Source organism: Sphingobacterium sp. IITKGP-BTPF85, from assembly GCF_001006065.1.
Classification (GTDB): domain Bacteria; phylum Bacteroidota; class Bacteroidia; order Sphingobacteriales; family Sphingobacteriaceae; genus Sphingobacterium; species Sphingobacterium anhuiense.
This window is the reverse complement of the sequence record NZ_ASZT02000129.1, coordinates 1-15,064: the sequence shown is the minus strand read 5'-3', so window position 1 is coordinate 15,064 and position 15,064 is coordinate 1. Positions and strand designations below refer to the sequence as shown.

Below are 15,064 nucleotides of genomic sequence, written 5' to 3'. Positions count from 1 at the left end.
TTTATAGTATTACATAGTAAAATGCATATTTTTTAATAAAACCCAACTATTTTTCTTTATATAATGGGTCACTTTCCCAGATTCCACCTTTTGGATCAGGTAATACATTAAGCATTAATGTCTGTCTAATTGAGGGAGTTTCAACAGAGAAAAATATTATGCGTCTTTCCATTATAACCCACCAATTACCATATTCATCGTAAGATGGATTTGTAAATTGGATATTTATTATATCACCAACTCTCGGTTCTACAAAGGGTTCTTTATATTCTCGACGTTCGATTACTTCATCTTGGTAATAAAACTCAATTATGTTTTTCATATTTTATAAATTACTTTAGTTGATTTTAAAATTGTTTTATTTGGGCCTAATAAGGTTTCTAAATTTCACTAAATTTGGAGGTAAGTATGCCATTTTCCTTTTAAAGCTTGTACTTCCAAATTCTAATGTTTGTTTTTGGTCATTCGTTCAAGAATAGTGTTAATTTATAAAATTTCAATATTCCTTTCTTTTGACAAAGACGCCTTTTAGTTTTCTAATACCTCACCAATTAGTTTTTTGAACTTTAACTCTCATTTTTTCTGAGATAGTCTGTAAGTCAATATGTTTACTTTTAGATCTATCCTAGAATAATATTTCAGTTTCAGCGGGATCACAAGAAACAAGATCAAAAAATTAAAATAGTGCATATCAAACGATTGCAAGATTTTAACTTTAGTGTATTTCAGTATATATCAGCCAACAAGCTATAATTGAATCTTTAGAACATCTGGATAGCTAACAATGTTAATTAGTTTGAGGAAATTGAACTATTCCTCCCAATTGATCTGTAATGGCTTGACGGCAACCTTTAGCAAAATCTGTATCATTTGTTTCAAGTATATATCTACATATGTTAAATAGGTCTTCCGTTTTTATTAACCCAATTTGCTCACGTTTAGCACCGGTTTGGCACTTTTGTGTAAACGACAATGACCTTTCACTGGGAGCCAAAAGCCTTTGCGGATTACCAATAAGCAGTCCTGATGCACGTTCTTGAACTGTTTCTTTTTCAAAATCAGCATTCAAACCATCAAGAAGTTGCCTAAATTTCGAGACATCAATATCTTTAGAATCCTTGCCTTCACATTCACCTATAAATCTTTGTCCCTCTGGAGACAAAATAATTTGGTCAAGTTCTAACTCTCCATCATCATAATTCTCAGCTTGATAACCGAGAATATTCAAAGCCTTAATGACAGCTTTTTCAAGGGGTTTACCTGTTTCAAAGAGTAAATCTTTTAAACTTTCTTGTTCCTCTAGTAACTGTTCTAAGTTTGCAATTTCCTTTTGCTTTTTAAGTACAACTTGCTTTATCTTATTTATTTTAGTTTCAGTTATTGTTGATACTTTTAAGGAAAATGGAGCATCATTGAGCCAATTTGGTTTTGGTGTCTTATCTTGCTCCTGTTTCAATACTTTATCCATTTGCACTAATGAATTTAAAAATATCTTTCCGATTTTCAATCCTTCAGCACTCCAAGTCGCCTCTTCCGATTTTTCGTTATATTTTGTAAGTTTTGGTGAATGGAAATCAATAATAGGGAGGAAAATAACGAAGCCATTTTTAATTTTTAATGAGGCGCCTAATATCCGGTCTTTATTTTTTGTAGTAAAATCGGAATTTGTAATCTTGTCACTTTTAATATAAGTTTCAAATGAAAAATAGTCCTTACAATTTTTATATAAATCGGAAACTAAATTGGAATTAGGATATACTGTTTTACCACTTGCAGAATGGAATTCAAATGAACTGAATGGCAAATAATTGTAATTCGAGTAAGGTGCTACGTGATTTGTTGTTTTTTGGTTTCTTCCAGTTCCACTAATTGATTTGGTTCCGGTATATATATAAAAATCTTCTTTTTTCCGAAGAACAATAAATAGAGTCCCCCCATTTTCTAAGAAATGCAAAATTTCAGTCTTCCAATGCTTAGTATGTTCAAGGATTCTTGCAGACGAGTCCTTATTGAATAATCTCTTACCTTCATAGACTCCTCTATTTGAATATCCTTCATATATAGAATAGTATGTATTATCAAAATCAGGGCAGAAAATAGCTATATCAGTTTCTGAAAGTGAGTTAAGACTATCAAGTCGTATATAATTATCATCGTTAGATGGAACATGAAAACCTATGTTTGAAATGCGCTTCATTTAATTAATTTGGAATAAATGTAATTTACTAAAATAAGAAATTAAATCAATAGTTCCAATCACGCCAGTTAATAGAAAACCGTTAACACAATATAAACTCTTAATAAATCCAGTTTCCCGTAAATCCCAAGAAGAGTCTTGATCCAAAAATCCCACATTGGGAGCTGCTCAACCTATCATAAATGCTTAAAGAAACTGACAGCGCATAATTATCTGGAATATAATCCATCTTATCATCCTAAATTAGGAAGTGAGATTAGATTAATATTATGATAATTTTTCTATTTGACGAAAAAACTTTAAACCACTGTACCTAAAGTTTCGTGGAATGAATAAGTAATTAAAAAGGAATTTGCAGATAAAGGATTGACTTTGCCTCAAATGACAATATTATTTATCATAATTATGTTGTACCACAGAGCCGATTGATATGGAATAATTTTAACATCAGAATTGATATTAATAGAAAGTTCTCACATTGCTAATATTCCTATCTACCATAAATGTACGAGCGAATTGGTATTTTTTGATTAAAAAACATATGATCTCTCATATCATCTACATTAAGGACGTTGTGATTGCGTCAAAAAAATTAAAAATAAAATTAAGAAATTTTCAATATTGTTGCTTCATATTAACTTTTAGGATGAATTAAAATCCTCAAATTTAATCTTACATGCAATATCTTTTCCAACTATTAATTGCTATGTGGTATGACTCAATTTCTAAATCAGAGTCGAAAGCATTGACAATTTCCAATTATAATAATCAATTAAGGAAAAAAGGTTCTCCGGGTACTTTATGAAGATTAGAGCAATATAATATTATACACAATGGTTAAGCACCATTGAATTTCCAATTTGTTTTCCCTTAATTTTTGATCTATGATGATACGATCAAAAATGTACCTTACTATATTTCTCTGTTGAGAGACGGATTTGATGTTCAGGATTTATTATTAATTTCATCGGTTTTGAGCACGGTACCTTCCGGAGCGAAAAATAGAAACAACTTTATCTGCATCTAAAGTACCTGGAGTTGAAAAACCAGTTTCCGGGTCTAATATTACGCCTTGTTTTAAATAGTCTGGATTTACATCAAAGCTTATTACTCCTTTCTCTCCAACTATTTTTTCATGACTGGAAAAGTCTAAGTTTCGACTAAAATGCAGGCTATCCAAGGTTGGCTTATTGAACAAAATAGCAGGTGGAAATATAAAATTCATTTCGAGGTCATTATATAAACCTTTATCACAATCCAATTTATTAAATGGAAGCGGGAGGACAAAAATATAAGTTTCGAAATATAACATAAATATATGCATAGGTAGTTTGCTACGGCAAAATTTTTCTTAAATATAAAGCCAAACGGTTTGCTGAAACGATATCCCATAGGTAGATAATGAAGCATTATCTTAGCAAATTCATCACAACAATCACTAGGCGAATCACTTTGTAAATACTTTAATGCGAAACGGTATTGTTCTATCTCATTCTCTCCTATCATGGATAATGCAATTTTCAGCAAGCTTTTATAAACCTTTATAGGTGTATAAGGCTCTTTACTATAAGTAATTTCAGTTCTTCCTGTATCTTTATCAACATTTATCGCATTATTATCTTCAGCTGATAAACTAATTTTTGTGGCTTTAATATTAAATAGATCTACTAAACTTGCAGTGATTGAATCGTTATATGATTTGAAAGTTGGGACACCTCTTTTTCCCTTTGTTCCCATTAACGTCCTCATTATTCCTAACCAAGCGGCAAAATCAGTTTCATATTTACTAAAAAGCGAATTACAGTCATCGCATTCGAAATCCGATTGAAGGTATTTATTTCCCATAAATTCAGGGATGATATGGGCAACTTTCTTAAATTTCTTCGCACCGGCAGGACTATTGCAAAAACGACAAACACGGTGAATTCGTTTTGTAAAATTATGTAAGGGCAGGTCAGGGGGAATAACAATATTATCTGGGCTATATTTATCGAAGAATTGAAAAAGGTGATTTTCAGTCGATGAAAAAGTAAATAGATTAATATCTTGTTCCATAATTTTAGGTTTAAATTAAAGATAGTATTTTGTCAACTGAATTTTCATATTTTAGTAATTTATAAAGTATATCCTTCCAATTACACCATTAAAGTCAATTTATCGCTTGACATTATATCCATGAATGTTTCTCTACCTAAATTATTTCAGGTATTTGTCCTAGTGGATAATAAAAAGAAACGTTTTCTCCTCCAACAAACAGAACAAGGCAACCTGGGTTTTGCTATGCCCGAAACTTGTCCTGCAGGACTTTTGGCTATAGAAAAGGAAATTGCTGCGGAGGTGGTTGCAAATTTTACAGCATATGTGTTATAACTATACACAACCATCGAGCAAATCAGTTACCTGCACTTAAATATGGCGCAGATAAGCTTTGTCCGAAATGCGGACTTTAAAACTTATATCTCATATCTAGATAATTAGTAGGATTCTATTTTAGACTGGCTGTTTCCCATTAACTCATTTTCATCAAGATAATAAAAGCCATTGAAATTATGTTCTATTCTTGGGTTATGGTCATCACCCGAATTATTATCTGAAAGAATACGTTTTTCCCCGTCAATAACCCAAAAGATTCTCAGATTTTTATCTTTCAGATGCTGCAATAAAAGGTCTTTTCTCACAAGAAGACATGAAGGTCCATAATCATTCACCGAAGGATCAAAGCATGCAAGAGCTCCATCCTGTGTAACCAATTCCCCTTCATTGTGAGAGAATTTTAAATCCAGGCCTTCTTTTAACTGGCTTGATGGTTTAAAAAATGTTATTCCTTGATTCACAGAAAAATCCGTTCCCTTTTCCCACATAATGTATTGGGTTGGCTGATGCACTTGCGCAACGTCCTGACCAAGTTTATTGCTGTAAATAGTTCTGTCGCCATTACCACCATAATAATAATGCTGAAAAAATGCATATGCCGGAGACCAATAATACTCACGGCTAAACAACTGTGTCTGATAGGCCGGTTCAGGTAAATCATCATTGTGTTTATCACGTTGTGGAATCCAGGACTCAACATTCACAAATTCATCGGCCGGAGTCATATATGCTGAAATATATTTGTATAAATTTTTTTGTGGATTTTTGTAATCATCAGCAGCAATTTCAGGTTCCTGGCTCTGACTGATATGAATGTTTAAACAAACCCATTCTATACCATCTTTGTCCGTAATGAGAATTTGTTCCCGATCTGAAGGCAGATCTTTATCAGTCTGCATCCATTCTTTATTAGTAAGCTTAAAGTTTAGCTTCTCTTTGGGTATCCACCAGCACTCATGTTCTTCCGGAATCTCCTGTTGATTCTTTGTATTTTTAATGATCATAGAAACATCAATATCCCTTACTCCAGGTTGCCATGCTCCCTGGTAGGGTATGATGGCTTTTATGTCAATCTCACTTGTCATTGGTTCAACATCTGCGACCCTGGCAAGGATTTCATGTAGTGCAATCCACTGATATTTTTTGCCAATTCTTTCTTGTCCATCGCCATGCCCATATGTAGCATCGTAATTGCCATGCATTTTGACATCGTATCCTAATTCAAAAATACGTTGAATAGCATAGTTACTTAATTCTCCATCATTGATAGATTTCCAATCAGAAAGTGCTCTGCCAAAAACATAACGTCCGAAGTCTCCGTACCTCGCGATTCCCCTGCCATACTCTGTGGTCATGGAATCAAGGATCTTGTTTTGATAGTGGTATTTTTATGATCCTTACTTTCCAGTTTATATTTTGCATCTATTTCCGCATTGGTCGGACACTTTGGAATTGGTTCACTCGCAAATGGCGGGTTGCACTTTTTCAGGTCAACCAGCCTGAGAATCCCTTTGCTGCTGTAAAATTGACAATCCCGGATGCATAATCACGTAAAAGGACATGAGGATAGACCATGTCTTTATTGAAGATTGTTGTATAGATATATGAAGACAGTGAAGTCAGGAAATCCAATTTTTCTGCCCTTATGGAACAACCATAAGCAATCCCATAAAGACGCTCATATACATAGGGATCATTAACTCCTTCAAATTTCTGCAACAATGGTACCAGCAAATGTTCTCTTTGCCTCATCAAACAAATAACCGACTTTGTAGCACTATCCCTGATATTACGGTCCGGGCTGACTAAAAACCAGGATAGTGCTATCGCAGATAGCAGAATACTATCATCAGAAATTTCTTTCCTGTATAGATCCTTCCAGGACCAGTCAATAAGGCGTTTTACACCGGAACCTTGATTTGAAAAGTTGCTGGTTAACCAGTGGGAATAACCACAATCCCTTTCTGCTAACGATTTGTCCATTAAAATTGCATGCAGGTGTTCAGCGTTGTAGGGGTGTCCGGGAATACTGGAGATCAATAATATAGTTTCAATAAAAAGCCCATTCAGATGATGTTTGGGCATCATCTCACTTAAAAACACCCTGAATGTGCTTTCTGGTTCACTGCTAAGATTATCAGATTTCCTCCAGACTATGCTCGTAATTAAAGCCTCGCAGATAATTAAACTTTCCCTGACATGCGGTACAAATTCAAAAAATTCCTGGTTATATTTTTCCGGAATCTGTATACTTAAGGCCTCGATAAGACCTGAATTAATATTGCATGATAGCTCGTCTTTAAAATATTCATACAAAATTCCTCCCTCCAGAAAAGCCGTGGATGGGTCGTCGCTTAAATCTGCTATTAGAATGCTTGCAGTAATATGATCCAGGAAGCGTTCATACATGAAGTATACTCCCTCCTCTGTACTATGATCTTCTTTAGTGAAAATATTCTTTGTCAAAACACCTTCGTCAATTAATTTTGATGTTAACAATCCGGGACTATTGGTAAGTTTCGCTTCTTCCAGTGCCCCTACAATCATTACAGCCCTTGTATAAGGTATGTAGCCTTTATTTGTCGTTATAATCTCTTTTGCTATTGCCTCTACAGCTGCCCGGACCACTTTTATCCCCGGGTCAAAGTTCATCTGAGAAGCCAGTTTATTGTTCACTGCATCAAGAAAAAATCAAGTATTGCTGTAATGCCTTCATATCCGGCAGGTATTTCATCCAGTCCTTTCGCTGCTAAACCGTCACAGAACAATTTGAGGAATAGGGGGCTTCTAAATTCGGGGTGTAAAAATGGAATGGAAGGTTTTCTAATGCCGTAATTATCGAAAAAATGATCTGAAGCTTCGTACTCAAAATCGGAAAATCCATATTGGGTAAGGCTTGAAGCCAAATTTTCCCCATAGATAGTTTCATCCACGATCAAATCATGGTAAGAAGTACGCACGGAAACGATCAAACCAAGCCCCTCAAATTGCGCCACTTTTTTAATGAAGCTCTTTAAACTCCCAGGCCAGATATCTTTTCCCATTCCTTCATTTATGGCATCAATAACTATGAAAATGCGCTTTCCTGTTAATTGCGCTTTAATATTTAATTTCCCTAAAAATTCATCTTCTGTAATTTGAAGGTTAAGTTGCCTTTGAATTGATTGGTGCCAAGGATTATCAGCACTAACAAAATGCTGACCTAGCAAAAGAACAGTTTGATATCCCTGTTGTTGCGCCCGGCTACAAAAATCACCAAGCAAATGACTTTTCCATAACCAGCCTCTCCGTCAAGTATTAAAAAGGGCCTGTTTGTTAATTGACAGTTTTCACTTGAAATGAATTGAGTAAATCTATCAATGGAATTTTTAAATGAGTAAATTTCATGAATGGCGTTGTGGTACGGTTTAGTTCCATAGCTGGGGGTAGGTTTTGCCTTTTCTTCGCCTTCCTGAGCTTCATAAAATATATCCAGGCATTCATTCAAAAGTATTTCAATAGATGCACATGCAATTGTGATAGGTTCAAAATTCAACTGTTTAAACCCTTCTACTTTTAATGCTAAATATGAATCCCTGAGTTCTTCCAACAAAGCATCAATTTTTACTTTGCGGCTTTCGGTTAAAGCAGGCCCAAATACAGCATAACAGGATCTCCTACTTTTAAATATCTTTCCCAAATCCAGATCCATTTGCTTTTTAAACCTCCTGGTACGTAGTAATCCTTCCAGGTTTTGGGCAATCGGTAACTCGAAATTTAGTTTTGGCGTATATCTTTTCCCTAAAGCAGTAATGGAAACCTCAAGCCGTTCCTTAAACCATGTATTGGAAAATGTCTTCGGGTCAAATTGGTAAGCATGTGCTGTTAAGAATGCTGGCGTAATTCCTAAAAATGGCAAAACTTCTGCACTGCAAAAATGCAGTTGGCCATTGTCACCTTTATCCGGTATTTCTAAAAGCAGGCCGCAGCATATAATCTCATCCCGGTCAGATAGAAACAAGCCTGATCCTGAACAACCACTTAACCAATCATTTCCAGCTGAAAAATTATGGTCAATCAGTTGATCTTTGTCAATAGTTGCTAAAAATTGGAATGGGCTTTTTTGATAAACTTCCTGGAATTTTATGCCGCCCTTATTTACTGGATCAGACTTGCTGCCATATCTGCCTCTGAAGAAGAATTCCTGAACACCCCAATTTGGACGTGGCGCAAAATGTATGGAATTGAATTTATCAATAAGTCCATTACAATCGGGCGTCAGCAGGGCTACGTCATGCAATTTTGAGAAATCATAATCTGCATTAACGCTAACTATTTGATGATGGATACCTTCATGATCTTCAAATGTCCATTCTTCAGCTATGAATTCAAGATCTAAATCGTTACCGTAAATATTGTGGGCAGCAGTTAATACGTAAAGATTATCTTCAAAAATAAAAACAGTTCCTGTTCCTATAAAATTGCCCTGATGATGCAGGGCTGCGGTAGTTTTTTTTATTTCTTCTGAAAACATTTGCAGTCGCTGAATTTAAATTTATTTTGGAAAATGAAGCTGATATTTAATTCCTCAGCTTCTTCTTTAGTTGTAAAACCAGATGTGTCCAAATTATAATTGAGATAAATTGTAAGGGGCTCTTCCACAGATACTCTGGAATATTCACTAAGTCTTGCAATAGTTTCACGGTCGGGATGGTTATATGGCCCGGAACCGTCTGTAGAAATTAGATAGCAATTGCAATCAATGAGTTCAAACAGTTCTTTACCGGAATTATGCTTGCACCCATGATGACTGATTTTTACCAGGTGAACATTTAATTTATGCTCTTTTGAATACCCAATACGTTTTAGTTCTTCAACGATAAGATCAGGATTAGCATCCCCCAGAAATAATATTGCACATCCATTAAAGCTTGCAACAAAGGAAATGGATGAAGAATTAATTAAATCATCTTCCCATTTATGGATTGTTTCTTTTGCCTTAAGAATATCTTCAAATGAAGCAGGTTTTTCCTTTCTTTTTCCAACTTTTCCGCTGTCCTGTGCTTCCTCTTGATATTTTTGAAATAATTTATCAGCTGTCCATTCAGCCAGTAACTTATCGATCACAGTCTTGTCAGGAGTAATAGCCAGCAATGTCAGGCCATCAATTTCTAAAATATTGTCTTCTGTAAATCCATTATAAAACGGCTGGCAGGAAATTCCTACTCGCTGAAGCTTTATATCCAGCTCAATGCCATGCCTTAGGCCAACCTTATCTCCTTCAGGCAGCGTAAGCACTAAAGATGGCGTATTCATATACACAGGCATATCCTTACGTAAGGTTATGGAACTATCATCAAACATTTTAAGCATGCCGCCAAGATGGTCATAATCTACATGAGTAAGGATTATGGCGCTCAGTTCATTTACATCCTTAAGTGTGCCTTTTATAAAGCGATATGTATTCGGTATTCCACTATCTATAAGTAAATGATTGAAATTTTCTTCTTTACCCCAACTTAATAAAAATGAATCTCCTTTTGCTGCCGGGAAGGCTTCCAACACCAAATCGTATTTTCCATCTTTCATTTTACTAAGTTAAATTAAAATAACCTTTTGCTCTTAATTATTGATTCCTTTTTTTCCGTTTCCTTTCAGGAACGTTGCTTTCAACTATATCTTTCTTAGAAAGGATGCCGCTGCCATCTTGCATATACGAGCGGTGGCTAATATGATCCGGAGTTTATTACATAGCTACCCAAGATAAGTACGCCAAACCTGCCGGAACATCGTACTTACCGTACCTTATAGCGGGTGAATCGATGAAACCTTTTCCTATACAGATGGATGTAACAGGAAAATACATTGAGGATTCGAAAACGATTAAGCCCGATACCTTAGCCATACTGATCACGCCCTATGCGGATATTGTGTTTAAGTCCCTAACGATAAACAAAGAGGAAAAAGTTGGAACAGGCAGATCCCGGATGTAAACATAAATGAAGCCAATAAGCAAATACAGGAAATGGCAAGCGCAATATACCGGAAGATGATGAAAAACTTATTGCTCACATCTTTGTGATTTTAATAAATTTAATATCTTAGCGTAAATTTACAAGCTCTCATTCTCAAAATTCGCTGGCGATGATGCGTTTATGAACGTTCAAATTAATCAAAATAATATCGCAAAACTCAAAAGGTAGCTACAGTATCTATAAGTGGTAATTTAGCATATCATAGTTTCGCATATATCTTAATTATTGATCATGCTGTGAAGACAGTGTGCCTTCAAACCACAACAGAGACAAATAATAAACTTATGGATGATATAAACAAGATTAAAGTCATACATGGAATCAAAAATAAGTTCAGTGTTGACGACACAACCTTGAAAAAATTTATTGAGCAAATTGATAGCTCTGATTTCAAAGACAATATTGAAAGATTTTTTAGAGGTTATAAAGTTGAGGACAATTTTCACATTCTATTTTCTGCCATGCCTTGGGTCAAATTAATTCACGAACTTGGACAGAATCAACTACCAACTTTATCAAAAGAAGTTTATCAAGTACCTGACTTCACAATCTTATTTGAAACAAGTAAAAAGGAAAATAAACCCATTTTATTAGAAGTAAAGTCAGTTAAGGGTGAAAGCCAGAGTTTGGAAGTGATGACTAAACAACTTAATGCTTGTGTTGAGTATTCTAAAATTCTAGGTATTCCATTTCTATATGCAATCTATTGGGATAAGTATCAAACTTGGACATTTAATGCAATAGAAAACTTTGAAGTAAAAACTAAAAAAAACAAAATCAAATTTTTTGATGCTATTAAAAATGATATGTCTGTAATTGTTGGGGACATGACCTTTGTAATCAGCCAACCTATTTATCGCAAGACGGTTTGTGATAATAGTATTACTGACAGTGAAAAGCCACAACATGAAAAATTTGGAGCTATTGTCTCTGACAGTGTTTCTTTAAACAATGTAGATTTTATCGATATTGAATCTTTAGAATCAGCAATTATTGATAGCAGCATTAAAATGAAAATCATCGACAGGAAAACGGATGGCGATAAAACAACAATAATTGAAGTATCTGATAGCAATTATTTTCTAAAACTAAGCACACTTACTCTACGACACTTAGCGATTTTTAAAGTGGAACTAAATGAACAATACGCTGACATGTCCAGAAGAATAATTATTGAGTTCTTCAAAAAACTAAAAGTAAGTCAAAGCATTTCTATTCCCAACACCAAGACACCAACGTCTAATACATTATACAATCAAGCATTTGGAAAGAGTTGATTTCTGACAAACTATTCTGCAGTATTAAATAAGACCGCATGGTGGACAGAAAAGCACGAACTGCTAACTAGGTTTTTGCAATAGTCGGGCGAAACTACAAAATTAAACAGTTGTGCTTCGTTTCAACTTGCGCAAAATTGAAGTTTTGTGATTTGATTGCCATTTAAAAAACTTCGCTAGGATAGCAGCGCAAATTTTTATATTTATCCAATCTATGTAGCAAAACCGCCTCCAAAGATAAAATTTGGTTTTGCTGTGAAGTACAAAAGATACTTCAGATTTCGCATGGCAAACTTCAAAATCTAAGGATAACAGGAGCATTGTCATTTAAAAAAGTTGGCGGAAATTACTACTACAATTACAATGAAGTGAAACGGTTATTACCGAAAGAATAAATTAGGAGGAGGTTGAAATGTGGAAGGATAAATTAATAAAAAAGGTAATAGCAGACCAGCGATTAACGGTTTGGCATATCGCTTTAATAATGGCAATTATATCAGTATCTCAAGAACAAAATGGAAATAACATCATTAGAACCTCAAGGAAAGTCTTGAACGAAAAATCCCTCATTGGGAGCTTTCCTACTTATCACAAATGTTTGAAAGATTTGATATGTCTAAATTACTTGGAGTATAATCCTTCCTATCATCCGAAATTAGGAAGTGAGATTAGGATTTTATTTTGATACTTAAAATATATGACGAAGCATCTGTAAGCATAAATGACTAAAGTATCTTATGCTAAATATTATAATAACATGAAATGATATCCTTAAGCCCAATGAGATAGTAATTAAACTATATCATATTATGATAATAGATTTTAAATCAAAATAAGAGTCCTTAAATCCTCAAATTTATATGTTTAAAGAATTATAAGAGGGATGCCAAAAACAAATTATTATCATTCAGCTTAAAAATTATCATATGGGTGTACGGAGTGGAGGAAACATTGAACGAGACAATATGATTCCTTGTAAAGATGGAAATATATACTTAGAAATAACAAGTTAACAGTTCATCCGATGTCTGTTATTTACACTGAAGAAACTATCTCTTGAATTAAAGACAAAACATCAAAGATTTAAATTGCAACAATTATAAAAATTAAAAACAAATTAATTAATATTTTTTCACTATTTTGGTAAAAGTCATTCATTATTGAATTTACCTAATTAATGCAAAATTTTTTACAAATTTCCTAGAAAGTTTACTGGGATAAATATCGACAAATTTGTGGATGAATTCTACAAATATTTCTCTGTCCATCAAGGAAATAGTGAATACGAATTTGATTTATCTGATGTTGAGTGGATGTCAAATCAAGAGTTACTTATTTTAACTTCAATATTTAAATACTTAGTAGAATCTGAAATTAAATTCAAAGTTTTTTTCTTAAAAAATGGATCAACTGAATTGATTGAAAGAAGAATTGCAGTTCAGATATATCAAATTTGGGAAGTATGGAAGATTGCTAATATAATGCACGATCAAAAGTTTGAAGACTATTTTGATATTCATAGTGGTATAGTAGATCAACTTAAAAATAGGTTCAAACTCAACTCAACTCAAGGAGAGATTTATAATAGATTTGGGATAACGCCATTTGTCTCCTTAGATAGTATTTCGCATTACGATAACAGAATTATAAACGAGATGCTAGAAGAGACTTATAGGCTTTCAAATGCAACTGATAACATCTTAAGATTACATAATTGCAATATGCCTTTTGAAAATCATACTTTAAGTTCGATAATCACAAAGGAATTATATGAAAACTTTCTAGATCACGTAAATACCTCATTTTTTCCAACCAATGAAAATTTCACTTTTTTAAGCCTTTCATTAGTACCCAAAATAAGTAACGATAAAAATAACAACAATAGAATTCAATCAATTCTTGAAAGGAATTTTAATGAAGAATCATATCCAGAATTCAAAGAATTCTACTTCAATAAAAAAAATAAAGAGTATAAAAATCAATCAATTCTACAATTTTCATTTTTAGATTTTGGTACGGGAATAATTTCCACTTTAAAAGACGAATATTCAATAAAATTTCCCCAAAAAATAAAGAAAACTCAAAATCTATTGATAGTGAAATATTAAAATGGGCTTTCACTTACGAATCTTCAAAAGACCCAATAGATAAAAGATATTTAGAGAAAACTGTTATTCCTAGAGGATTATATGACTTATTAAGTATCGTTAGGCGTTTTAATGGGCTTTTAATTGCTAGAAGTAATTATGGTAAAGTGTACTTTGATTTTTCAACTGAAAGTAACCAATTTAATGAAGGGAATAATTTCGGTAATAATGAAGAATTTTTTCCAGGTAATTTGATAACAATATACTTACCTGAAAGAAATGTAGAACAAATATTTGACTCATCTCAAATATCAATTCCAAGAACTTTGGAAAACACTACGTACTTAAAACCTGAAGCAAATTTTATAAATCTATTTAGCTACTTAAGGTTGGTTCAAACAGGCCATTTATCAAAAGGGCAAGCCTTTAGTCGAATTTTTGATGCGATTGTTGAAGACATAAACATAAAAAATAAAATAAACTATTTCGACTTTACCGGTTATTATTTAGATGAAAACATAACTAAGAAAATCATTCACTTTTTGGTATCTAATTATAATATAAACGTTGCAAATAATATAATTGTTCTTAATCCTCCTCCACTTGAATTTCTAAGTAACTTAAATAACGAAATTCTTCAGTTAAACCTTCATGTAAAAAACTATAGGCTCCATCCAATACCCTTTATTAGAAATGAAGATGAAAATTTAGATGTTTTTTGGATGGGAGTTTACAATAAACAGGATTCTGAAAAACTAAAAGATATTTTTTTGGAACAAAATGACTTAAGGAAAACTGACTTTACTGATCCTCAAGCCATTGTAGGCAATTTAAATTATTTTGATGATTTTGGGAATTTACATTCATATATAGATTCTGAAATTATAATTAAGTATATAAATCATAAAAACAGTCAATCTTCAGAACTATTAGTAAAACCAATAATAGATAAATATGTAAAATCCTCTCCGGGAAAGTTATTCTTATGCCCCGGAAATTATTATCAATACGAATATCTACAATTATTTGATGCAATTAGTAATAAAGAAGAATGTAAAATACTTGCTGACGCGCTATTAAAGGAAATTAGAAGATATCAGTTCCGTCCTAAATAAA

14 protein-coding genes are annotated in these 15,064 nt (G+C 33.3%); 5 read left to right on the top strand and 9 right to left on the bottom strand.

Annotation, left to right across the window (positions count from 1 at the left end; translation table 11 throughout):
• Positions 1–46: 46 nt before the first annotated feature.
• The 4 genes from L950_RS19735 to L950_RS19720 all read right to left on the bottom strand — a co-directional run bounded on the left by L950_RS19735 (position 47) and on the right by L950_RS19720 (position 4,252).
• The gene (locus tag L950_RS19735; protein WP_021188272.1) at positions 47–322 is read right to left on the bottom strand and encodes a hypothetical protein; all 276 of its coding nucleotides are present in this window, start codon (positions 320–322) and stop codon (positions 47–49) included.
• Between the two features lie 465 nt (positions 323–787).
• Positions 788–2,197, bottom strand: a complete 1,410-nt coding sequence (locus L950_RS19730; RefSeq protein WP_021188271.1) for a hypothetical protein — start codon at positions 2,195–2,197, stop codon at positions 788–790.
• A gap of 964 nt (positions 2,198–3,161) precedes the next feature.
• On the bottom strand, positions 3,162–3,422 hold the full coding sequence (locus tag L950_RS19725; protein WP_021188270.1) for a hypothetical protein: 261 nt from the start codon (positions 3,420–3,422) through the stop codon (positions 3,162–3,164).
• Positions 3,419–4,252, bottom strand: coding sequence for an HNH endonuclease (locus L950_RS19720; protein WP_031287173.1), 834 nt, complete (start codon positions 4,250–4,252; stop codon positions 3,419–3,421). The genes L950_RS19725 and L950_RS19720 overlap by 4 nt, the downstream gene beginning before the upstream one ends.
• A 120-nt stretch (positions 4,253–4,372) precedes the next feature.
• Here L950_RS19720 and L950_RS19715 point away from each other — a divergent pair, with 120 nt between their 5' ends.
• On the top strand, positions 4,373–4,567 hold the full coding sequence (locus tag L950_RS19715) for a hypothetical protein (RefSeq protein WP_031287171.1): 195 nt from the start codon (positions 4,373–4,375) through the stop codon (positions 4,565–4,567).
• Between the two features lie 104 nt (positions 4,568–4,671).
• On the opposite strand, the gene L950_RS19710 is transcribed toward L950_RS19715, so the two are convergent.
• From L950_RS19710 to L950_RS19690, 5 genes are all read right to left on the bottom strand, one after another.
• A complete protein-coding gene (locus L950_RS19710; protein WP_031287169.1) occupies positions 4,672–5,925 on the bottom strand; it encodes a hypothetical protein in 1,254 nt (417 codons plus the stop codon).
• A 130-nt stretch (positions 5,926–6,055) separates the two neighbouring features.
• Positions 6,056–7,246, bottom strand: coding sequence for a hypothetical protein (locus L950_RS19705; protein WP_031287168.1), 1,191 nt, complete (start codon positions 7,244–7,246; stop codon positions 6,056–6,058).
• Positions 7,243–7,779, bottom strand: a complete 537-nt coding sequence (locus L950_RS19700; RefSeq protein WP_031287167.1) for a hypothetical protein — start codon at positions 7,777–7,779, stop codon at positions 7,243–7,245. The genes L950_RS19705 and L950_RS19700 overlap by 4 nt, the downstream gene beginning before the upstream one ends.
• Positions 7,773–9,083 carry a hypothetical protein gene (locus tag L950_RS19695; protein WP_031287165.1) on the bottom strand — a complete coding sequence of 437 codons (1,311 nt, stop codon included), beginning with the start codon at positions 9,081–9,083 and terminating at the stop codon, positions 7,773–7,775. The genes L950_RS19700 and L950_RS19695 overlap by 7 nt, the downstream gene beginning before the upstream one ends.
• Positions 9,065–10,138 (bottom strand): MBL fold metallo-hydrolase, encoded by a 1,074-nt coding sequence (locus L950_RS19690; protein WP_021188268.1) that lies wholly within the window; start codon positions 10,136–10,138, stop codon positions 9,065–9,067. Before L950_RS19690 ends, L950_RS19695 begins: the two co-directional genes overlap by 19 nt.
• 233 nt (positions 10,139–10,371) lie before the next feature.
• On the opposite strand from L950_RS19690, the gene L950_RS28880 reads away from it, so the two are divergent.
• The 4 genes from L950_RS28880 (at position 10,372) to L950_RS19675 (ending at position 15,063) form a co-directional block, all read left to right on the top strand.
• Entirely contained in the window at positions 10,372–10,542 is a 171-nt protein-coding gene (locus L950_RS28880) for a hypothetical protein (RefSeq protein ID WP_021188267.1), read from the top strand.
• A 326-nt stretch (positions 10,543–10,868) separates the two neighbouring features.
• Entirely contained in the window at positions 10,869–11,861 is a 993-nt protein-coding gene (locus tag L950_RS19685; protein WP_156169773.1) for a hypothetical protein, read from the top strand.
• Positions 11,862–13,096: 1,235 nt separating this feature from the next.
• Positions 13,097–13,969, top strand: a complete 873-nt coding sequence (locus L950_RS19680) for a hypothetical protein (protein WP_021188264.1) — start codon at positions 13,097–13,099, stop codon at positions 13,967–13,969.
• Positions 13,970–14,115: 146 nt separating this feature from the next.
• Entirely contained in the window at positions 14,116–15,063 is a 948-nt protein-coding gene (locus L950_RS19675) for a hypothetical protein (protein WP_021188263.1), read from the top strand.
• The last annotated feature ends 1 nt before the right edge of the window (position 15,064 follow it).